At 66.4% G+C, this 20,810-nt stretch carries 19 protein-coding genes; 12 read left to right on the top strand and 7 right to left on the bottom strand.

What is annotated here, in order from left to right; translation table 11 throughout:
- Nucleotides 1-58: 58 nt before the first annotated feature.
- On the bottom strand, nt 59-2,299 hold the full coding sequence (katG, locus tag G6N67_RS31240; protein ID WP_036442035.1) for a catalase/peroxidase HPI: 2,241 nt from the start codon (nt 2,297-2,299) through the stop codon (nt 59-61).
- A 38-nt stretch (nt 2,300-2,337) separates the two neighbouring features.
- A complete protein-coding gene (locus tag G6N67_RS31245; protein WP_036442344.1) occupies nt 2,338-2,775 on the bottom strand; it encodes a Fur family transcriptional regulator in 438 nt (145 codons plus the stop codon).
- 176 nt (nt 2,776-2,951) lie between these two features.
- Here G6N67_RS31245 and G6N67_RS31250 point away from each other — a divergent pair, with 176 nt between their 5' ends.
- The gene (locus G6N67_RS31250; protein WP_036442037.1) at nt 2,952-3,320 is read left to right on the top strand and encodes a SpoIIAA family protein; all 369 of its coding nucleotides are present in this window, start codon (nt 2,952-2,954) and stop codon (nt 3,318-3,320) included.
- A 3-nt stretch (nt 3,321-3,323) separates the two neighbouring features.
- Here G6N67_RS31250 and G6N67_RS31255 read toward each other — a convergent pair whose 3' ends face one another.
- Nucleotides 3,324-3,665, bottom strand: a complete 342-nt coding sequence (locus G6N67_RS31255; RefSeq protein WP_036442345.1) for a cupin domain-containing protein — start codon at nt 3,663-3,665, stop codon at nt 3,324-3,326.
- Between the two features lie 70 nt (nt 3,666-3,735).
- Here G6N67_RS31255 and G6N67_RS31260 point away from each other — a divergent pair, with 70 nt between their 5' ends.
- Nucleotides 3,736-4,707, top strand: a complete 972-nt coding sequence (locus G6N67_RS31260; RefSeq protein WP_036442039.1) for a helix-turn-helix domain-containing protein — start codon at nt 3,736-3,738, stop codon at nt 4,705-4,707.
- Between the two features lie 100 nt (nt 4,708-4,807).
- Nucleotides 4,808-5,500, top strand: coding sequence for a GAF and ANTAR domain-containing protein (locus tag G6N67_RS31265; RefSeq protein ID WP_036442041.1), 693 nt, complete (start codon nt 4,808-4,810; stop codon nt 5,498-5,500).
- Between the two features lie 20 nt (nt 5,501-5,520).
- On the opposite strand, the gene qcrB is transcribed toward G6N67_RS31265, so the two are convergent.
- A complete protein-coding gene (qcrB, locus tag G6N67_RS31270) occupies nt 5,521-7,164 on the bottom strand; it encodes a cytochrome bc1 complex cytochrome b subunit (protein WP_036442043.1) in 1,644 nt (547 codons plus the stop codon).
- Between the two features lie 86 nt (nt 7,165-7,250).
- On the opposite strand from qcrB, the gene pdxR reads away from it, so the two are divergent.
- Both pdxR and G6N67_RS31280 read left to right on the top strand, forming a co-directional pair.
- A complete protein-coding gene (gene pdxR / locus G6N67_RS31275) occupies nt 7,251-8,654 on the top strand; it encodes a MocR-like pyridoxine biosynthesis transcription factor PdxR (RefSeq protein ID WP_036442045.1) in 1,404 nt (467 codons plus the stop codon).
- A gap of 134 nt (nt 8,655-8,788) precedes the next feature.
- Nucleotides 8,789-9,604: a carbon-nitrogen hydrolase family protein gene (locus G6N67_RS31280; RefSeq protein WP_051579275.1), complete on the top strand. Its 816-nt coding sequence runs from the start codon at nt 8,789-8,791 to the stop codon at nt 9,602-9,604.
- A gap of 4 nt (nt 9,605-9,608) precedes the next feature.
- Here the strand turns inward: G6N67_RS31280 and G6N67_RS31285 are convergent, their stop codons facing one another.
- The 3 genes from G6N67_RS31285 to G6N67_RS31295 form a co-directional block, all read right to left on the bottom strand.
- The gene (locus G6N67_RS31285) at nt 9,609-10,376 is read right to left on the bottom strand and encodes an IclR family transcriptional regulator (protein ID WP_036442047.1); all 768 of its coding nucleotides are present in this window, start codon (nt 10,374-10,376) and stop codon (nt 9,609-9,611) included.
- A 107-nt stretch (nt 10,377-10,483) separates the two neighbouring features.
- Nucleotides 10,484-11,203 carry an aspartate/glutamate racemase family protein gene (locus G6N67_RS31290; protein WP_036442049.1) on the bottom strand — a complete coding sequence of 240 codons (720 nt, stop codon included), beginning with the start codon at nt 11,201-11,203 and terminating at the stop codon, nt 10,484-10,486.
- A 39-nt stretch (nt 11,204-11,242) separates the two neighbouring features.
- Nucleotides 11,243-12,832: an NCS1 family nucleobase:cation symporter-1 gene (locus G6N67_RS31295; RefSeq protein ID WP_229481542.1), complete on the bottom strand. Its 1,590-nt coding sequence runs from the start codon at nt 12,830-12,832 to the stop codon at nt 11,243-11,245.
- A gap of 381 nt (nt 12,833-13,213) precedes the next feature.
- Between G6N67_RS31295 and G6N67_RS31300 the strand changes: the two genes are divergently transcribed.
- The 7 genes from G6N67_RS31300 to allB are packed head-to-tail and all read left to right on the top strand — an operon-like array spanning nt 13,214 to nt 20,809.
- Nucleotides 13,214-13,621, top strand: coding sequence for an allophanate hydrolase-related protein (locus G6N67_RS31300; RefSeq protein ID WP_036442051.1), 408 nt, complete (start codon nt 13,214-13,216; stop codon nt 13,619-13,621).
- A gap of 41 nt (nt 13,622-13,662) precedes the next feature.
- Nucleotides 13,663-14,484, top strand: a complete 822-nt coding sequence (locus tag G6N67_RS31305) for a hydroxypyruvate isomerase family protein (RefSeq protein WP_036442053.1) — start codon at nt 13,663-13,665, stop codon at nt 14,482-14,484.
- Nucleotides 14,485-14,521: 37 nt separating this feature from the next.
- A complete protein-coding gene (locus G6N67_RS31310; protein WP_036442055.1) occupies nt 14,522-15,406 on the top strand; it encodes a 2-hydroxy-3-oxopropionate reductase in 885 nt (294 codons plus the stop codon).
- Nucleotides 15,407-15,439: 33 nt separating this feature from the next.
- Nucleotides 15,440-17,245, top strand: a complete 1,806-nt coding sequence (gene gcl, locus G6N67_RS31315) for a glyoxylate carboligase (RefSeq protein ID WP_036442057.1) — start codon at nt 15,440-15,442, stop codon at nt 17,243-17,245.
- Nucleotides 17,246-17,251: 6 nt separating this feature from the next.
- Nucleotides 17,252-18,400, top strand: coding sequence for a glycerate kinase (locus G6N67_RS31320; protein WP_036442059.1), 1,149 nt, complete (start codon nt 17,252-17,254; stop codon nt 18,398-18,400).
- Nucleotides 18,397-19,473: an allantoicase gene (gene alc, locus G6N67_RS31325; protein ID WP_036442061.1), complete on the top strand. Its 1,077-nt coding sequence runs from the start codon at nt 18,397-18,399 to the stop codon at nt 19,471-19,473. The genes G6N67_RS31320 and alc overlap by 4 nt, the downstream gene beginning before the upstream one ends.
- Nucleotides 19,466-20,809, top strand: coding sequence for an allantoinase AllB (gene allB / locus G6N67_RS31330; RefSeq protein ID WP_081812838.1), 1,344 nt, complete (start codon nt 19,466-19,468; stop codon nt 20,807-20,809). Before alc ends, allB begins: the two co-directional genes overlap by 8 nt.
- Nucleotide 20,810 lies beyond the last annotated feature (1 nt).

The raw sequence follows: 20,810 nt of genomic DNA on the forward strand, positions 1-20,810 counted from the left end.
GAATTGCACCGACCCATTGGCTAACCCGCATCGCCGAGCCGTAAACCCGTCGGTTCCGTCACTTGAGATCGAACCGGTCGTTGTTCATGACCTTGTCCCACGCGCGCACGAAGTCTCTGACGAACCGATCCTCGGCATCCGATTGCGCGTATACCTCGGCGAGCGCGCGTAGTACCGAATGAGAGCCGAACACAAGGTCGTTCGCGGTGGCCGTCCATTTCGGCGTCCCTGAGGCCCGGTCGTGACCCTCGTAGACGTTCTCCGTGGTTTCCGACGCCTTCCACTCGATGCCCATGTCGACCACGGTGCGGAAGAAATCGGTGGTCAACGTGCCGGGCCGGTCGGTGAACACCCCGTGCTTGCTGCCGCCGTGATTGGCGCCGATGGCTCGCAGACCCCCGATCAGGACCGTCAACTCAGGCGCCGTCACCCCAAGGAAGTAGGCGCGCTCCAGCAACAGCTTCTCCAGCGGCGTCTTCTCTCCCGGGCGGACATAGTTGCGGAAGCCGTCGGCCCGCGGTTCGAGCACCGCGAAGGACTCGACGTCGGTGTTCTCCTGCGTGGCGTCGGTGCGGCCCGGCGTGAACGGCACCTTGACGTCATGTCCGGCGTCGCCCGCGGCCTTCTCGACCGCGGCCGCACCGGCCAGCACGATCAGATCGGCCAGCGAGATCTTCTTTCCACCCGAGGCGGATGCGTTGAAGTCCTGCTGGATCTGCTCCAGCGCGGGCAGCGCCTTCGCCAGCTCCGCAGGTTCGTTGACTTCCCAGTTCTTCTGTGGCTCAAGGCGAATCCGGGCGCCGTTGGCGCCACCACGCTTGTCCGTGTTGCGGTAACTTGCCGCTGCCGCCCAGGCCGTCTTGACCAGTTGCGGCACCGACAGACCCGACTCGAGAACCTGGCGCTTGAGGGCCGCTATGTCACGGTCATCGACCAAGTCGTGATCGACCGGCGGTACCGGATCCTGCCAGAGCTGCGGCTCGGCCACCCAGGGCCCGAGGTAGCGCGAGATCGGCCCCATGTCGCGGTGCAGCAGCTTGTACCACGCCTTCGCGAACGCATCGGCGAGCTCGTCGGGGTGGTCGAGCCAGCGCCTCGTGATGGGTCCGTAGATGGGATCCACGCGCATCGAGATATCGGTGACCAGCATCGTCGGGGCCCGACCGGGCCCGTCGAACGGATCCGGGATGGTGCCCGCTCCGGCGCCGTCCTTGGCGGTGAACTGCCATGCGCCTGCTGGACTCTTGGTGAGTTCCCACTCGTAGCCGTACAAGGTTTCCAAGAAGCTGTTGTCCCACGCGGTCGGGGTCGGCGTCCAGACCACCTCCAGCCCGCTGGTGATGGCGTCCTTGCCTTTGCCGGTGCCATAGGAACTCTTCCAGCCGAGACCCTGCTGCTCGATCGGCGCCGCCTCCGGCTCAGGCCCGACGAGGTCGGCGTCGCCTGCCCCATGCGTCTTCCCGAATGTGTGGCCGCCGACGATCAACGCAGCTGTCTCCTCGTCGTTCATCGCCATTCGACCGAACGTCTCGCGGATGTCGTGTGCCGCCGCGACGGGATCCGGCTGCCCCTCTGGCCCTTCGGGATTGACGTAGATCAGCCCCATCGTGGTGGCGCCGTACGGTTGCGCGAGCTCGCGCCGGCCCGCGTAGCGTTTGTCGGTGCCCAGCCAGGTGTCCTCTTCGCCGAACAGGATCTCCTCGGGCTCCCACACGTCGGGTCTGCCGAACCCGAATCCGAAGGTCTTGAACCCCATCGACTCGAGAGCCACATTGCCTGCGAACACCAGCAGGTCGGCCCACGAGATCTTGTTCCCGTACTTCTGTTTGACAGGCCAGAGCAGCCGACGGGCCTTGTCCAGATTGGCGTTGTCCGGCCAGCTGTTGAGCGGCGCGAAGCGTTGCATGCCCTGCCCACCGCCACCGCGGCCGTCGAAGATGCGATAGGTGCCTGCCGCATGCCAACTCATTCGGATGAACAGGCCGCCATAGTGTCCGTAGTCGGCCGGCCACCAATCCTGTGACTGCGTCATCAGGGCCAGCAGGTCTGCCTTGAGCGCATCGACGTCCAGCTTGGCGAACTCTGCGGCATAGTCGAAGTCGGCACCCAGCGGGTTGGCCTGTTCCGAGTGCGGATGCAGTCGTGACACGTCGATCTGATCCGGCCACCAATCCTGGTTTGTCAGGGGCGCATGGGCTTTGGGAGTGGGCGAGGCGATCGCAGGGTTTTCGCTCTCACTGCGGCTGGCTGTCGCTTCGTTCGGGTAGGGCGGGCGGCTGTCGGACGTATCGGATGACATGGCAATCCTTCCGGTTGTGATGGACGATCGGGCTGAGATCAGGGACTGGCCGCAACACAATCGGCGCAGAAACCCCAATAGATGACTTCGGCCTCATCGAGTACAAAGCCGTCGAGGGCCGCGTCGTCGGACGGAGTCAGACAAGGCGCGGCGCCGACGGCGCAGTCGACATCGGCTATGGCCCCGCAACCGCGGCATACGACGTGATGGTGGTTGTCTCCCACCCGGGACTCGTAGCGCGCCGACGAGCCGGAGGGTTGGATGCGCCGGATCAGGTGCGCCGTGGTGAGGGCATGAAGAACGTCGTAGATGGCTTGGCGGGAAACATTGGGCAGGGTGTCGCGTACCGCCGAGAAAATCGTTTCGGTGTCGGCGTGCGGATGCGCCACCAATGCCTCCAGAACCGCCACGCGGGGCTGCGTCACCCGCAGATCGGCATCGCGCAGCTGCTCCCTGAAGTGTGCCGAATGCGGCACAGCACCACCTTCACGGTGGGAATTGGACTCGGTCAAGATTCGCGAACGCGCGCGCATGGCGAGCGGGTACCCGGCCTGCCCGATCTCAACCATCGAATCGATACCACGTCTCGCCGCGGTGTCGGTCGCGGCTGTGGCACATTGGACTCAGATCGCCATGCCACCGAGGAGACCACATGATCGAGGTTCTGCCCGACGTGCCACCGGGGGTCGCAGGCATCCGCGTATCGGGCCGCGTCGGCGGCGACGATCTGCGGGCCTTCAAGCCGCGGATGGACGAGCTCCTCGAGTCCGGAGAGATCAGACTCGTCGAGGTCATCGCAGACGATTACGAGGGCTTCGGCCCTGGTGGCATGGCCGAGGATCTGAAGCTCGGTCTCGGCGCCCTGGCGAAGCATCACTCGGCGTTCAAACGCATCGCGGTGGTGTCGGACAAATCGTGGGTCGCCCATGCGCTGCATGCGTTCGCCTGGATGGTGCCCGGTGAGCTGGCCGTGTTCGGACTCGATGAACTCGACCGGGCCAAGCAGTGGGCGGCCGGCTGACGGTCAGCCCTCGGGGTAGAAGACGAAGAGCACGCATCCGGTGCGGCTCTGCGGAACGTGCCACGACCCTGCAGGCGCGTGGATGAACGTGCCCGCCGGATAGTCGCGGGCGCCGTCGTTGAACGTACCCGAGACGACATAGACCTCTTCCGGACCGGGTTCGTGCACATCGATGCCTTCCCAGCATGCGCCCGGATCGATCTCGACCACCTGCGCGGACGCTCCGTTGTCACCAACCCACAACGGACGCAGGCGAATCCCGGGAAAGAGCGCACGGCTCGGCGCCGTCGCCAACTCCGACCAGGTGTAACCGGGCGTTTCGGGCCCCTCGAGTGTCTCGGACATGCCTCCATGTTCGGCACCGGCGGTCGGGGCGACCAGTGTCAGGAATGACACTAATCGGTACAATTTAGCCATGGTTCCCGGCTCGGCGCCACACCGCGTGGTGGCGCTCGTCCTGCCACCTCAGGGGCTGTTCGAGTTGGGTTGTGTCGTCGAAGTTTTCGGCGTCCGACGGCCTTCCCTTCCAGCCCGTTACGACCTGACCATCTGTGCCGAAGAGCCCGGGGAAGTGGCGACCAGCGCGGGCATCGGTTTGACGGCCGCTGCCGGCCTGTCGGCCATCGATACTGCCGACACCGTCATCGTCCCCGGCTGGCGTAGTCCGGATGCGCCCCCGCAGGCGGTCAGCGACGCCCTGCGGCGCGCGCACAGCCGTGGCTGTCGGCTCGTCACGCTCTGCGCCGGCGCGTTCGTGCTGGCACACGCCGGATTGCTGGACAGCAGAAGGGCAACGACGCACTGGGCCAGGACAGCCGAGCTGCAATCCCGGTTCCCCGAGGTGCTTGTCGAACCCGATGTGCTGTACGTCGACAACGGCGACATTGCGACGAGCGCCGGCGCGGGCGCCGCGATCGACCTGTGTCTGCATCTGGTGCGTACGGACGCGGGCGCGGCCTACGCGGCTCGCGTGGCCCGTCACATGGTGATGCCGCCGCACCGGGAGGGCGGTCAGGCGCAGTACGCACTGCCGGCCGCATCCCCGGCGCCCCAACCGTCCCTCGCGGCACTGCTCGACTGGATCAGCACGCGACTCGACGAACCGATCACCTTGGAACTCATGGCAAGCCAACTGCATGTGTCGCCGCGAACACTGGCACGTCGGTTCGCCGAGCAACTGGGCACGAGTCCGGGCCAATGGCTTCTGATGCAACGGATCAACGCTGCGCGGACACTACTCGAGGAGACCGACCTGTCCGTGGCTGCCATTGCATCGCGAGTGGGCCTGGCGTCCGATACCAACCTCCGCCGCAGATTTCAGTCGGCTGTGCACACCACACCTGCGGCGTACCGCCGGGCGTTTCGGCAGGGCAGGGCGGCGAGTTGACCAACGGTCGCCCGGCGCTTACCGAACGAACATTTGGGTAACCCACGGTGGAAGCGCGATCATCCCGAGGCCGCTGAGCACACCCGAGGGAGGTGCATTCATGAGCGAGAAAACCGACCAAGATCTGGCCGGACGTATGGCGGAGCTCGCACGTGAAGTGGCTACGCCGACGAGCATCGATGTGGTTCTCAAACGGGTCACCGCCACGGCAGTCGAGCTCATCGACGGAGCGGATGTGGCGGGGGTCTTGTTGATCAGGGGCCGAAACTTCGAATCCCACGCCATCACCTCCGAGTTGGCGGAGCAACTCGATCGACTGCAGGAGGAACTGCAAGAGGGTCCGTGTTACGAAGCGGCAGTCGATGAACTCGTCGTACGCACCGATGACTTTCGGACGGAAACCCGGTGGCCGGCCTACAGCAGGATGGTCGTGGACATCGGAGTGCTCAGCGGGCTGTCGTTCAAGCTCTACACCAGTTCACGTACCGCAGGAGCACTGAACCTTTTCGCCTTTCGCCCCAACGCTTTCAGCCCCGACGACGAAGCGATCGGCTCGGTGTTGGCCGCGCACGCGGCCGTGGCGATCCTCGCGAGCCGCCACGACGAGAATCTGCAGTCCGCGATCGCATCCCGCGATGTCATCGGCCAGGCCAAGGGCATCCTCATGGAGCGTTTTCACGTGGACGCCGTGCAGGCCTTCGAACTCCTGCGGGAACTTTCGCAGACCAGCAACGTTCGGTTGGCCGATATCGCACGCCGGGTGGTGGACTCGAGCCGGCAGGAGCGTCAGTAGCCCGGTACGCGAGCGGCGCGTCAGTGGTGGCCGTTGGTGTCCCCGTCGGTGTCGTGGATACGGTCCTGGTGTTCTTTGAGGGCCGTGAGGGCGCGGTGCTCGGAGGCGTGGGCGGCCTCGGTGAGGGCGTCGTGTTCGACGGTGGGGTCGGCGAACAGGAAGCTGCCGGTGCCGGGGGCGCCGCCGGAGCCGAGCTTGTTCATGCGCTTGGGCAGTGGTGCGCCCTGGTATTCCAGGGGGATGGGGTGGCCGTGGTCGTCGACCGGTCCCAGCGGTTGGTGCAGCTCGACGTAGGCACCGTGGGGCAGGCGTTTGATGATGCCGGTTTCGATGCCGTGTTCGAGTACGGCGCGGTCGCTGCGTTGCAGGGAGATGGCCCAGCGGTAGGCGATGTAGTAGACGATGCCGGGTAGGACGACCATGCCGATGCGGCCGATCCAGGTGGTCGCGTTGAGCGAGATGTGGAATTTCAGGGCGATGATGTCGTTCATCGCGGCCAGGGTGAGCACCATGTAGAAGGCGATGGCCATGGCGCCGATCGCGGTGCGTACCGGCACATCCCGCGGCCGCTGCAGCAGGTTGTGGTGCGCATCGTCACCGGTCACCTTGCGTTCGATGAAGGGATAGAGGATGAGCAAGATGAACACCAATCCCATGATGAGCGCGACCCACACCGCAGCCGGAACAGTGTGGCCCAGCGGGTAGAACTCCCAGGCGGGCCAGATACGTGCCAGGCCTTCGGTCCACATCATGTAGAAGTCGGGCTGGCTGCCCGCGGACACCTGGGAAGGCTTGTAGGGGCCCAGGTTCCAGATCGGGTTGATGGTCAGCAGACCACCCATCAAGCCGAGCACGCCGGTGATGAGGGCGAAGAACGCACCCGACTTCACCGCGAACACCGGCATGACGCGCACGCCCACCACGTTGGTCTCAGTACGGCCCGGGCCGGGGAACTGCGTGTGCTTGCCGAACCACAGCAAGGTGAGATGGATGGCCACCAACGCCAGGATGACCGCGGGAATCAACAACACGTGCAACGCGTACAAGCGGGGGATGAGAGCCTCGCCGGGGAAGTCCCCGCCGAAAAGCGCCCAGTGCAACCAGGTTCCGATGACCGGCAGCCCGAGGGTGATCGAGGACAACGCGGCGCGCAGGCCGATACCCGACAGCAGGTCGTCGGGCAGCGAGTAGCCGAAGTAGCCCTCGAACATCGCCAAGATCAACAACATTGCGCCGGTGATCCAGCTCGCCTCCCGTGGGCGGCGGAACGCGCCCGTGAAGAACACCCGCGCGAGGTGCACCATGATCGCCGCCGCGAACATCAGCGCCGCCCAGTGGTGGATCTGCCGGACGAACAGGCCGCCGCGGACCTCGAAGCTGATGTCGAGCGCGGACTCGTAGGCCCGCGACATCTGCACACCCCGAAGCGGTTGGTACACACCGTCATAGGTGACGTGCGCCATCGACGGATCGAAGAACAACGTCAGGTATACCCCGGTGATCAGCAGCACGACGAAGCTGTACATCGCGATCTCGCCCAGCAGGAAGGACCAGTGCATGGGGAACACCTTGTTCAGCTGCCGGCGCACCGCCGCCGACGGGTGATACCGCGCGTCGACAGCATCTCCCTGTGCCGCAACATTTTCCGTCACCGAGCTAGCCACGCGTCGCCCCTCGCCGGAATGACGGATCGACCCATTCCATACCGACACGTTAACTCCGCACTGGCGCGCGATTAAGCTCCAATTCCATGACGGTTTCGGGTACCACTTCGGGGCCGGAGCTGCTCGTCGAACTCGATCGAGCGCGCCGTGAGCCATTACACCGCCAGCTGACGGACGGACTGCGCGAGGCGATCCGCTCGGGGCGTCTCGCGGCGGGGGTGCGGTTGCCGTCCAGCCGCGTCCTGGCTTCCGACCTGGGTGTGTCGCGGCGGATGGTGGTCGACGCGTACGCCCAACTGGTGGCCGAAGGATTCCTGGTGAGCCAGACCGGCGCGGGCACCTACGTCGCCACGGTGGAAGTCGCAACCACGGCGGCACCCGAGGACGCCAGCCCGGTGGCCGACTACACAGTCGACTTCAGCCCCGGCATGCCGGACGTGCACAGCTTTCCGCGCGCCGAGTGGCTGCGCGCACTGCGTCAAGGTCTGGCCGACCTGCCGTCGAAGTCCTTCGGCTACACCGAACCGCAGGGGCTCACGATCACTCGGCAGGCGCTGGCCGACTATCTGCGCCGCACCCGTGCGGTGGACGCCGACCCCGCACGTATCGTGCTGTGCTCGGGGGCCACCCAAGCCGTCGGCCTCGTCGCCAGGGTTCTGCGGGATACCGGCGACGCATCGGCAGCGGTCGAGGATCCAGGGTTCTGGCTGCACCGACACGTCTTACGCCATCACGGGATTGACCCCGTGCCGGTACCGGTCGACGAATGCGGTCTGGTTGTCGACGCGCTCGCGGCAGGTTCGGTGTCGACGGTGCTCACCACGCCTGCGCATCAGTCACCGACGGGCGTGGTCATGACTGCGGGCAGGCGTGCGGAACTCCTCGACTGGGCGCGAGCAGGGAACCTGGTCATCGAAGACGACTACGACGCCGAATACCGCTATGAACGCCGGCCGGTGGGCGCCCTGCAGAGCCTCGCACCCGACCGCGTGATCTACGTCGGATCGGTCAGCAAGACTCTGGCGCCCGGTCTGCGGCTCGGCTGGATGGTGGTCCCCGACGACCTCGCGAAGGCCGTGAGGCGGGCAAAAGGTCTCGCCGATGTCGGCAACTCGGTCATGGACCAGGTGGCGTTCGCCCAGCTACTGCAGTCCGGTGGCTACGACCGGCACCTGCGGCAGATGCGCCGACGGTATGTGGCCCGACGAAATACCTTGCTGGCGGCCCTGGCCCGATACCTACCTCAGGTGACTGTGCTCGGCGCGGCGGCAGGGGTGCAGCTCATGGCTCAGTTTCCCGACGGATGTGACGTCGACGCCGTTGTGCGGGCCGCCGCCACCCTGGGTGTGCGGGTCGAGTCCGCGAGACCGTGTTACGTAGATCGGGAATCGGCGCCACCGACGCTGTTCCTGGGCTACGCCAACCTCACCGAAACGCAGATCGTCACCGGCATCCGGTTGCTGGCCCGGTGTTGCGGCGAGCCGAGTTGACCGCCGGTCATCTGTGAACCGTTCCACCGCATCGATATTCGTTTCTTGACGGGACATTCGGCCGCGACGGATAGTCGCTGGTGACCCCTTGGCCTGCACATTGCGGCGAGGGCCATCGACCAGGGGAGACGTTGATGTCGGGCACGTGGACTGTGGGAATCGCCCAGTGGCTGCCGCAGTGCGACGAACCGGAAAAGAACCTGCGCGACGCCCTGAGGTTCGTCGACGAGCTCGCGGGCCGTGGTTGCGAACTCGTCGTCCTGCCAGAACTGTGGCCGTGCGGATACGATCCGGCCACCTTGGCGCGAGACGCCGGGGCAGCCGCCGAACGGCTGGACGGGCCGCGAGGCCGGGCATTGTCGGCCGCCGCGCAGGCCGCAGGCGTCTGGCTGTTCGCGGGAACGGTGCCCGAGCGCGACGGCGCCTCGCTGTACAACACTGCCGTGGTGTACGGACCCGATGGGGCACTCACTGCGGCCCACCGGAAGGTCCACCTGTACACGCCCCTCGGCGAGGACGCAGTATTCGGCGCAGGAGACGAACCCACGGTCGTGGAGATCGACGGTGTCGGTGCCGTGGGGCTGAGCGTCTGCTTCGACGGCGATCATCCTGCGTACGCGCGCAGATTGCGCGACCTCGGGGCACGCATCGTGATCGAACCAGCCGCCTACGAGACTCCTGCCGAAACGTGGTGGGATGTGCTGTATCCGGCCAACGCACTGGTCAACGGGCAGTGGTGGGTGATGGCCAACCAATGCGGCGGCGAGCTGCTCGGCAAGAGCAAGGTGATTGCGCCGGACGCCACCACGGTCGCCCAGGCAGGCCGGGTAGGGCAGACCTCGGAACCGGAGCTTCTTGTCGTCACGGTCGACTTCGAACGTGGCATCAGGGACGCGGATCGCACGGCGTCCGCGCTGTGGGCGGACCAGTCGACGCCCACGCACATCTGACGGCCTACTGGGGTGGATCCCCGAACTGCGCGCCGAGATCCTTCGCGACCCGCAGCAGGAACGGCACGATGTGGTCTGCCGAGTCGATGGTGACCCGCGCGGCCGGACCCGAGACCGAAATCGCCGTCGGGATCGGTGCGTCGGGAACCGGAACCGCAAAGCAGCGCACGCCGATCTCCTGCTCGCCTTCGTCGAGCGCGTATCCACGATGTCTGCTGAGTTCGAGATCGGCGATCAAGGCGTCCGGATCGGTCAACGTGAAGGCGGTCTGCGCCGGCATGCCCGCACGCGCGACGATCTGTCGGACAGCCTCGTCCGGCAACTGCATGAGCAGCGCCTTGCCGACACCGGTGCAGTGCGTGTAGACGCGCCGACCCACCTCGGTGAACATGCGCATCGAGTGCTCAGATGGCACCTGGTACACGTACACGGCCATGGTGTCGTCGAGCAACGCCATGTTCGCCGTCTCGCCGGTGGTCTTGACCACTTCGGTCAGGTGCGGGCGCGACCAGGCACCGAGCAGTCGCGTGGCGCTCTCGCCGAGCCGAATCATCCTGGGCCCCAAGGAATACTGCCGCGACGGCAGCTGCCGCACGTACCCGCGGTTGACGAGCGTGCGCACCAACCGGTAGATGGTCGGAACCGGAAGGCCCGACGCCTCGGACAATTGACTGAGGCCGATCGAACCCCCGGCCGAGGCCATGACCTCCAGCAGGTCGAACGCGCGCTCGACCGACTGCACGCCTCCGGATGCCGCTCCTTCCCGTGCCATCGATGCCCACTCCTTCGATTCGTTCGACCCCGCACCGCCATTCTATTCCACAAAGCGGAATCAGCTGTTCGTATACCGAAGTTCAGTGGTTACGGTTGTGCAAAACCTCAGCGCGGCGGCCAGTCCTTGAAGATCTTGGGCCGCGGTGCCGCATAGGTCCGGACCTTCGACGTGCTGAGCCCGAGCCGGACCAGGGATTCCGCGATGGTCACCGCGGCGGCGACGCCATCGACCACGGGGACACCGGTCCGCTTGCGGATCTCCGTGTCGAGCCCTGCCATGCCGCCGCAGCCCAGCACGATGACCTCCGCCTTGTCCTGCGTGACGGCGTGTTCGGCCTGTTCGACGATCGCCTCGACAGCACGGTCGGGATCCTCCTCGAGTTCCAGCACCGCGAGCCCACTCGCCCGCACCGATGCGCACCGAGCGTCGAGGCCGGCCAGTTTCAGCCGGTCCTCGATCATCGGGACAGCCCGGTCCAACGTCGTCACCACGGAGTACTTGTGGCCGAGGAACATCGCGGTGCTCGCGGCCGCCTCGGTGATGTCGACCACGGGAACCTCAAGGAGTTCCTGGAGTCCTTCGCGGCCGTGTTCACCGTAACCCGCCTGCACCACTGCGTCGAAGGGTTCGGAGTAGGACCGGACGGTCTCCATGACGGCGATCGCGGCAAGGTAACTCTCGTAGTTGCCCTCCACCGAATCCGCGCCGAACAGCGGTGTCAGCGGGACGATTTCGGTGCCGGGGGAGGCCGCGGCCGCCGCCTGACGCCCGATGGACTCTGTCATCGATTCGGTGGTGTTGACGTTCACGACAAGGATGCGCATGTGCTGGCCCTTCTGAAGAGGGTTACGGCGGGGACGTGCTCAGTGCACGCTGGGAACGGCGATCGGCTCACCTGAGACATCCTCGAACGTTTGGGTCCGATCCGCCACGAGGAGATACATGACCGCGCCGATGCCTGCGCCGAAGAACCATGAGAACGGGGCGACGGCATGCAGGGCGGGGGTGAACGCGATCACCAGCGAGATCACGGCCGCGGGGACGAACGCGGCGATCGCACGTGGGTTGAATCCGTTGCGGTAGAAGTAGATTCCGTCGGGATCCTCGGTGTAGAGCGCCGGCACGTTGACCTTGGTGCGGCGCAGCAGCCAGTAGTCGGCGATGATGACGCCGAACAACGGGCCGAGCAACGCACCGAGACCGCCGAGGAAGTAGACGATCACGGCGGGGCTGTTGTAGAGATTCCAGGGCAGGATGACCAGCCCGATGACCGCACTGACCACGCCGGCGCGGGCGAAGTTCAGCTTGCGGGGGAACAGGTTGGTCAGCGCGTAGATCGGTGCCACGAAGTTTGCCATCAGGTTCACCGCGATCGTGAGCACCAGCAGGGCCAGCGATGCGGCGATCAGGAGGAACGTGTTGGGGATCGCGTGGACGATGTCGGCCGGGCTTTCGATGACGACGCCGTCGATCTTGAACTGCGCGCCTGCCATCACGATGACGAACACCCCGAAGAACAGCATGTTGATGGGAATTCCCCAGAAGTTGCCCGCGACAATCGATTTGCGGGTCTTGGAGGCCCGCGTGAAGTCGCAGAAGTTCAGCACGAACGTGGCGTAGATGGACACCCACAGCGCGCCGCCGGCGAAGATCTCCCGCCACATGGCACCACCGGTGAGCGGCGCGTCGTTCGACCAGGCGATCGCGCCGCCGGCCTTGATGAAGATCCATACCGCCAGCAGCGCCATGGTGGCCAGGATGATCGGTCCCGCGACGGCCTCATACTTCCGGATCATGTCCAGCCCGTGCTGGACGATGTAGGTCTGGACGATCCACAGCACGCCGAACGTCACCCAACCGAGCGTTGACAGACCCAGGATCGAATTGTGGTCCCACCGGTCCAGTCCAGGAACCAGGGCGATCAGCAACACGCGTAGCACCAGCGACGCCAGGTAGGTCTGGATCCCGAACCAGACGATGGCGACCCCGCCGCGAATCGCTCCCGGGATCTGAGCGCCTCGGACGCCGAACGAGATCCGGCACATCACGGGGAACGGGACGCCCGTCTTGTGGCCCATGAAACCGGAGAACGTCAGCAGCCCGAACAGCAGGACCGCACCGACTCCGAGCGCCAGCAGGATCTGCCAGCCTCCGAGCCCCAGCGCGAACAAACCGAGCGCAAACCCGTAATTGCCCAAGCTGTGTACGTCGTTGGCCCACAACGTGAAGATGTTGTAGCCGCTCCAGCGCCGTCCGGCCGCCTTGGTCGGTGCGAGATCCTGGTTGTACAGGCGCTCACTGATGTCGGGCAGGCCCGGCGTGTCGAGGGCCGACGCAGGCGGGTGATGCAGGATCGGGTCGTGATGCTCACGATGCCCGTGGTGTCCGGTACGCGGCGAAACCGCGCCGTCGCCGGCAGCAGGGTCTGCATCTAATTGGTCTGGCATCGGCATCGTGCGCTCCTCGTCGCTGGGTGAAGCCGGATCTTGCGTCAACGGAGGGGCAGGCCTCACGTTGGATCAGATTTCGCATTGTGAAATTCAGATATCGATAGACGAAAGTGTGCCGTGTGGCACCCGTCACGTCAAGACCCAGCTCGGGGTCGACGCGCTTGACGCACTCTGGTAGACCATAGACCAAGCCGATGGCTGGCCGCATCAATGCCGTCCCTACCTGCGGAGATATTCCGCCGCGAGCTCCCGCAATCGGGGCGTTCATCGGCCACCAAGGCGAATGCGGCCTTGACAGCGGGCAACCGGGCGCGCTTCACTGAGTCCACACAACGAAATGAATATTTCGCAATACGAAATCCATGACGGCAAGGAGGGCGAGACGTGGCCGAGTTGTTCTGCAACGGGGGAGCGATGCGAGGGGGCAACCTGCACCACAACGTGTCAGCACACCGGTTCCTCGGTGCTGTCCGCACCGCCCCGATTTACCGGTTCTTCTCGGTGCGCGACGAGTTCCCAGCCCTGCTGCTGACCGAGGTCGGCGGCGCGTCGGTCGAAGGCGAGCTGTACGACGTCCCGCTCGAACGAATCCGAACGGACTTCCTGCCGGAAGAACCCCCGGAGCTGGAACTGACCGTGGTCGCACTCGACGACGGCCGGTCGGTCCTCGCGGTCGGGCTGCGTCCCGGTCTGCTCGAAAGCAACGCTGACGAATTCACCGAGATCACCGAGCATGGCGGGTGGCGGCAATATCGCGGTCTGCCCGATCCCGACCGGGCCCCCGCGTCCTGAACTGTCCATGACGAACTGAACCGAGAACCGAGAGAACACAGATGGAAACCTCTGCCTACACCGTCAACTGCTCGATCCTGCTGACCGACCTGCCGCTGCTGGAGCGGCCTCAGGCGGCCCGCGACGCCGGGTTCGACGCCGTCGAATTCTGGTGGCCTTTCGACACTTCCACGCCTCGCGACACCGACGTCGACGCGTTCGCCTCGTCGATCGAGAACGCAGGCGTACAGCTGACCGGGCTCAATTTCGCCGCAGGAGACATGCCGGCAGGCGATCGCGGCCTGCTGTCCGACCCGCGCCAGGTCTCCGCGTTCCGCGACAGCGTCGACGTGGCCATCGGTATCGCAGAACGGTTGGGCACCAAGGCGTTCAACGCCCTCTACGGCAATCGGATCGACGGCATCGATCCGCAGGCCCAGGATGACGTCGCGGCAGAGAACCTCGCGCACGCAGGCAAGGCCGCCGGCCGAATCGGCGCCGTGGTGCTCGTCGAGCCGGTCAGCGGAGCACCGTTGTACCCACTCAAACTCGCGGCCGACGCCGTCGCGGTGATCGACCGGATTCACGCCGATCACGGTGTCGATTCGCTGCGGCTGCTCGCCGACCTGTACCACCTCGCGGTCAACGGCGACGATGTCGGAGCTGCCATCGACGCCTACGCGCCACGCATCGGACACGTGCAGATCGCGGACGCCCCGGGTCGGGGCGAACCCGGCACGGGAACGCTCGACATCGCCGGATACCTCCGGCAACTCGCCGGGCACGGCTATCGGGGGTACGTCGGGCTCGAATACAAGTCCACGCGCCCGGACACCTTCGACTGGCTGCCCCGCCCGCAGCGTGCGTCGCGCGCAGGCATCTGACCACACACCCATCCCTCACACGGAATCGAGCACACTCATGAGCACCATCGCATTCATCGGACTCGGAATCATGGGCAGCCCCATGGCCGTTCACCTCGCCAAGGCAGGCCACCACGTGGTCGGCTACAACCGTTCCCCGGAGAAGGCCGCCGCCCTGGTGGAAGCGGGCGGCACCGCCGCGGACTCCATCGCCAAAGCCGTTGCAGGCGCTGACGTCGTCGCGGTGATGGTGCCCGATTCGCCGGACGTGCAGGACGTGCTCGCCGGTGAGAACGGCGTATTCGAGCACGCCCCGGCCGGCGCGCTGATCATCGACTTCTCCAGCATCCGCCCGGACGTCACCGCCGAACTCGCGGCCCAGGCTGCCGAGCGGGGATTCCGCTTGATCGACGCCCCGGTCTCCGGAGGCGAGGCCGGCGCCATCAATGCGGCGCTGTCGATCATGGTCGGCGGCTCCGCGGAGGACTTCGCGGCGGCCAAACCGATTCTGGACGTCGTCGGGAAGACCGTCGTCCATGTCGGCCCGAGTGGCTCAGGGCAGACCGTGAAGGCCGCCAATCAGCTCATCGTCGCGGGAAACATTGAGCTGCTCGCCGAGGCGATCATCTTCCTCGAGGCTTACGGCGTGGACACCAAAGCGGCCGTGGAGGTGCTCGGCGGCGGCCTCGCCGGATCGGCCGTGCTCAACCAGAAGGCACAGAAAATGCTGGATCGGTCCTTCGATCCCGGCTTCCGAATCGAACTGCACCACAAGGATCTCGGCATCGTGACCGCGGCAGCCCGCGAGGCGGGCGTCGTGACCCCGCTGGGTGCCGTCGTCGCCCAGCTCATGGCCTCGGCTCGCGCGAACGGCGATGGCGGACTGGACCATTCGGCCCTGTTCCGCGGCGTCGAGCGACTGTCCGGCCGCAAACCAGAGTGAACGTCAACCATATTTCATCGAGAGAGAACTGACATGCCCCGTATGCGTGCCGTGGATGCGGCAGTGAAGATCCTGGAGCTCGAAGGTGCCACGCAGGCCTTCGGCCTCCCCGGAGCGGCGATCAACCCGTTCTACTCCGCGATGCGTGCCCACGGCGGCATCAGGCACGTGCTGGCCCGCCACGTCGAGGGCGCCTCGCACATGGCCGAGGGCTACACCCGGGCCAAGGCCGGCAACATCGGCGTGTGCATCGGCACCTCCGGACCGGCGGGCACCGACATGATCACCGGACTGTATTCGGCGATGGCGGACTCGATCCCGATCCTGGCGATCACCGGTCAAGCGCCCGTCGCGCGGCTGCACAAGGAAGATTTCCAGGCCGTCGACATCGCGGCCATCGCGGCTCCGGTCACCAAGATGGCGATGACGGTTCTCGAACCCGCGCAGGTTCCCGGCGCGTTCGCCAAGGCGTTCCACCTCATGCGGTCGGGCCGGCCCGGGCCGGTGCTGATCGACCTGCCCATCGACGTCCAGTTGGCCGAGATCGATTTCGATCCTGACACCTATGAGCCGCTCCCGGTGCACAAGCCCGCCGCGACGCGGGCACAAGCCGAGAAGGCCCTCGACATGCTCGCCGCGGCGCAGCGCCCGCTCATCGTCGCGGGCGGCGGCATCATCAACGCCGACGCCGCGGATCTCCTGGTCGAACTGGCCGAGCTGCTCGATGTGCCGGTGGTGCCGACCCTGATGGGCTGGGGTGTGATTCCCGACGATCACCCGCTGGCTGCCGGCATGGTGGGGCTGCAGACCGCACACCGATACGGCAACGCGACGATGCTCGCCTCGGACTTCGTCCTCGGCATCGGGAACCGGTGGGCCAACCGCCACACCGGCGGGCTCGACACCTACTGCAAGGGCCGCAAATTCGTGCACGTCGACATCGAGCCTACGCAGATCGGCCGAGTGTTCGCGCCCGACTACGGCATCGTGTCGGATGCCAAGGCCGCTCTGGAACAGTTCGTCGCGATCGCGCGGGAGCGCAAGGCCCGCGGCGCACTCCCGGACCGCTCGGCGTGGGTCGGAGACTGCCAGAACCGCAAGCGCACCATGCAGCGCAAGACCCACTTCGACGAGACTCCGGTGAAGCCGCAGCGCGTCTACGAGGAGATGAACCGCGTCTTCGGGCGGGACACCCGCTACGTCAGCACGATCGGCCTGTCCCAGATAGCCGGCGGCCAGTTCCTGCACGTGTACAAGCCGCGAAACTGGATCAACTGCGGCCAGGCCGGGCCCTTGGGCTGGACCATTCCGGCGACGCTCGGGGTGGTCACCGCAGACCCCGAGGCGACTGTGGTGGCACTGTCGGGCGACTACGACTTCCAGTTCATGATCGAGGAACTCGCCGTCGGCGCTCAGTTCAACCTGCCCTACATCCACGTCGTGGTGAACAACTCCTACCTGGGCCTGATCCGGCAGGCGCAGCGCGCATTCGACATGGACTACTGCGTGCAGCTCGGTTTCGACAACATCAACTCGGAGGAGACCAGTCAGCACGACACGCTGCCCGCGATGCCGAAAGGCTACGGCGTCGACCACGTCAAGGTCGCCGAGGGCCTGGGCTGCAAGGCAATCCGGGTGACCGAGCCAGGTGAGATCGCCGGTGCGCTCGAGCGGGCCGAGATCCTCGCCGGCGAGCACAAGGTGCCGGTGGTCGTCGAGGTCTTCCTGGAGCGGGTCACCAACATCGCGATGGGCACCGAGATCGACAACGTCGCGGAATTCGAGGAACTCGCCGAGACCGCCGAACACGCTCCCACGGCCCTGCTGTTGCTGGACTAGGTCATCGTGGCACGAGTACTCGTCGCGCCCGACAAATTCAAGGGCTCGTTGACGGCCGCGGAGGTCACCGACGCGCTCGCGTACGGAATCACGGCGGAAAACCCGGCCTGGCGTGTCACCGCGGCTCCGGTGGCCGACGGGGGAGACGGGACGGTCGAGGCCGCGGTCGCCGCCGGATGGGAACCGGTCACCGTCCCCACCACCGGGCCGACAGGCCGCCCATGCTCTGCCCGGTATGCCGTGCGGGGCCCGCTCGCGGTGGTCGAACTGGCCGCCGCCGTAGGCCTGACATCACTGCCACCCGGTGAGCTGGACCCGCTGGGCGCCAGCACATTCGGCCTCGGAACCGTCATGAGGCATGCGCTCGACCAAGGCGCGCGGGAGATCATCGTCGGCGTCGGCGGGAGCGCATCGACCGACGGCGGCGCCGGGATGCTGCAGGCACTCGGAGTGCGTATCGTCGACGCCGACGGCAACGAGATCGGGCCCGGCGGTGCGGAGCTGCGCCGCGCCGCCCGCGTGGACGTCAGCGGGCTGCACCCGGCGGCTCACGGTACGCGTTTCCAGCTGGCGTGCGACGTCGACAACCCGCTGCTCGGCCCGCGCGGCGCAACCGCGGTGTACGCACCGCAAAAGGGCGCGACGGCAGGGCATCTGGTGGTGCTGGAGGACGCGATGAGCCGCTGGGCACACCTGGTGCACACCGCCACCGGCAGCGACCACAGGGACACGCCCGGCGCCGGAGCGGCCGGAGGAACCGGATTCGCGGCGCTGGCCGTCCTCGGAGCCACGACCCGACCGGGGATCGAAACCGTACTGGACCTCATCGACTTCCGGCGCAAGCTCGCCGAGACCGATATCGTCATCACGGGTGAGGGATCACTGGACGCCCAGAGCCTGCACGGCAAGGCTCCCATCGGAGTGGCTGCCGCGGCCACCGCGGCCGGCCTGCCCGTTGTCGCGGTCGCCGGACGCAGCTCGCTGCACGCCGCACAACTGCGCCGCGCCGGAATTTCCCGGGCATACACGCTCGCCGAGCTCGAGCCCGACCCACACGCATCCATGGTGAATGCCGCAGAGCTGTTGCGCCGGATCGGACGCGCGATCGCAGCGTCGGCCGGCCTCGTCACCACCAGCCCACAAGGAGAACAATGAGCACCGATTTCACCTCGCTACCCGACCTCGCGTCGCGGGCCTTGGGTGGGAGTGTGTCCGCTGCGAACGACGAGCTGTTCGCGCAGCGGGAAAACCTGATCAAGCCCGAGGCACCGTTCTTCGACCCGCACGAGTTCGGCCACAAGGGCAAGGTGTACGACGGGTGGGAAACCCGCCGCCGGCGCGACGAAGGCCACGACTACGCCATCGTCCGGCTCGGCACCGCGGGGATCATCCACGGAATCATCGTCGACACGGCGTATTTCAAGGGAAACTACCCGCCGTTCGTGTCGATCGAGGCGGCGTCCATCGAGGGCTACCCGTCCATCGAGGAGGTCATGAAGGCGGACTGGCACACGATCGTCGCGAAGTCTCCGGCGCAGGGGGACACACCCAACGCCTACGAGGTGACCGACCGCCACCGGTGGACGCACGTACGCCTCTCGATCTACCCCGACGGCGGTGTCGCACGGCTTCGCGTCCACGGCGAGGTGGTACCGGATCCGCGGTTCCTCGACGGCACCGTGGATCTGCTCGCAGCGGAAAACGGTGGCCGCCTGGTGGATTGCTCGGACGCGTTCTACGCCTCGCCGGCAAACATCATCCTGCCGGGCCGCGCCAGAAACATGGGCGAGGGCTGGGAGAACTCCCGGCGGCGCGGCGGCGGCAACGACTTCGCGGTTTTCGTTCTCGCGGCGGCCGGGCACCCACGTCACGTCGAGATCGACACCAGCTACTACGTCGGCAACGCACCCGGCTGGGTGCGCCTGAGCGGAATCGACACCCGCTCGGCCGATCTCGACGACACCGGCGCCTGGGCCGAGTTGCTGGCGCGCACTGCCGTGCAGCCCGACACCCGGCACCGGTTCGTACTGGACGGCGCAGACGCAGTCACCCACCTGCGACTCGACGTCTACCCGGACGGTGGCTTGTCGAGGCTGCGACTGTTCGGCGAACTCGACGCACAGGCGCGTTCCGATGCCCGCCGAAAGTGGTGGGACGGGCTACCGGCGAGTCATCAGGCCCTGATCGCCGATCAGGCACCGAGCGTGAAGGAAGCATCCGATGTCTGACAAGTTGGACTTGGTTTTTCGTGCGCCCCGCGTGATCACCGCGGCGGGTGAGGTGGCGCGGTGCGTCGGGGTACGGGATGGCCGGATCGTCACCATCGAACCTATCGACGCCCAACTCGATGCCGAGCAGTACGTGGATCTGGGTGACGACGAAGTCCTGCTCCCCGGGCTGGTCGACACGCACGTGCACGTCAACGAACCGGGACGCACCGAATGGGAAGGGTTCGCCAGCGCGACCCGCGCGGCTGCGGCCGGAGGTGTCACCACGATCATCGACATGCCGCTCAACAGCATCCCGCCGACCGTCAACGTCGAAGCGTTGGAGGTGAAGCGGCGGGTGGCGGCCAACCAGGCCTATGTCGACGTCGGCTTCTGGGGCGGCGCGGTGCCCGGCAACGTGCCGGACCTGCGCGGCCTGCACGATGCGGGCGTGTTCGGCTTCAAGTGTTTCCTGCTGCACTCGGGCGTGGACGAGTTTCCGCCGCTCGATCCGGACGGACTCGAACTCGCGCTCAAGGAGATTGCGTCGTTCGGCGCGATGATGATCGTGCATGCCGAAGACGCGCACGCCATCGACCGCGCGGCTTCACCACGGGGCGACAACTACGCCGATTTCCTGTCGTCGCGCCCCCGCGGGGCCGAGAACCTGGCGATCGCCGAGGTGATCGAACTGTCGCGGTGGACGGGTTGCCGCGTGCACATCCTGCATCTGTCGAGTTCTGATGCGTTGCCGATGATCGCCTCGGCTCGCCGCGACGGTGTCAAACTCACCGCCGAGACCTGCCCGCACTATCTCTCGTTCGTCTCCGAAGAGATCCCCGCGGGCGCAACGCAGTTCAAGTGCTGCCCGCCCATCCGGGAAGCGGCGAACCGGGAGCTGTTGTGGCAAGGCCTGGTTGACGGCGTGATCGACTGTGTCGTGACCGACCATTCGCCGTGCACCGCCGACCTCAAGCGGTTCGACATCGGCGACTTCGGGGTCGCGTGGGGTGGCATCGCCTCGTTGCAGGTCTCGCTTTCGGCGGTCTGGTCGGAGGCCAAACGCCGCGGTCACAGCCTGGGCGACGTGGTCCGATGGATGTCGGAGAACCCGGCCCGCCAGGTCGGGCTGAACACCAAGGGCCACATCGCGCTCGGATATGCGGCCGACTTCGCGGTGTTCGCTCCCGAGGACGCGTTCATAGTCGACGTCAAGAAACTGCAACACAAGAACCCCGTCTCCGCCTATGACCGGCGCCCGCTCGCCGGGGTGGTGCGCAGTACCTGGCTGGCAGGCAAGCGGATCGATCTCGATGAGGAGCCGCGCGGACGCCTGCTCAGCAGGGGAATGGCGTAGG

It is taken from the genome of Mycolicibacterium mageritense (assembly GCF_010727475.1).
GTDB lineage: Bacteria > Actinomycetota > Actinomycetes > Mycobacteriales > Mycobacteriaceae > Mycobacterium > Mycobacterium mageritense.

Coding starts and splice junctions, on each gene's coding strand:
- gcl (WP_036442057.1), top strand. CDS start 15,440: ATGCCCCGTATGCGTGCCGTGGATGCGGCAGTGAAGATCCTGGAGCTC.
- G6N67_RS31310 (WP_036442055.1), top strand. CDS start 14,522: ATGAGCACCATCGCATTCATCGGACTCGGAATCATGGGCAGCCCCATG.
- G6N67_RS31295 (WP_229481542.1), bottom strand. CDS start 12,832: ATGCCGATGCCAGACCAATTAGATGCAGACCCTGCTGCCGGCGACGGC.
- allB (WP_081812838.1), top strand. CDS start 19,466: ATGTCTGACAAGTTGGACTTGGTTTTTCGTGCGCCCCGCGTGATCACC.
- G6N67_RS31265 (WP_036442041.1), top strand. CDS start 4,808: ATGAGCGAGAAAACCGACCAAGATCTGGCCGGACGTATGGCGGAGCTC.
- G6N67_RS31285 (WP_036442047.1), bottom strand. CDS start 10,376: ATGGCACGGGAAGGAGCGGCATCCGGAGGCGTGCAGTCGGTCGAGCGC.
- G6N67_RS31250 (WP_036442037.1), top strand. CDS start 2,952: ATGATCGAGGTTCTGCCCGACGTGCCACCGGGGGTCGCAGGCATCCGC.
- G6N67_RS31280 (WP_051579275.1), top strand. CDS start 8,789: ATGTCGGGCACGTGGACTGTGGGAATCGCCCAGTGGCTGCCGCAGTGC.
- G6N67_RS31260 (WP_036442039.1), top strand. CDS start 3,736: ATGGTTCCCGGCTCGGCGCCACACCGCGTGGTGGCGCTCGTCCTGCCA.
- G6N67_RS31255 (WP_036442345.1), bottom strand. CDS start 3,665: ATGTCCGAGACACTCGAGGGGCCCGAAACGCCCGGTTACACCTGGTCG.
- alc (WP_036442061.1), top strand. CDS start 18,397: ATGAGCACCGATTTCACCTCGCTACCCGACCTCGCGTCGCGGGCCTTG.
- G6N67_RS31290 (WP_036442049.1), bottom strand. CDS start 11,203: ATGCGCATCCTTGTCGTGAACGTCAACACCACCGAATCGATGACAGAG.
- G6N67_RS31305 (WP_036442053.1), top strand. CDS start 13,663: ATGGAAACCTCTGCCTACACCGTCAACTGCTCGATCCTGCTGACCGAC.
- pdxR (WP_036442045.1), top strand. CDS start 7,251: ATGACGGTTTCGGGTACCACTTCGGGGCCGGAGCTGCTCGTCGAACTC.
- katG (WP_036442035.1), bottom strand. CDS start 2,299: ATGTCATCCGATACGTCCGACAGCCGCCCGCCCTACCCGAACGAAGCG.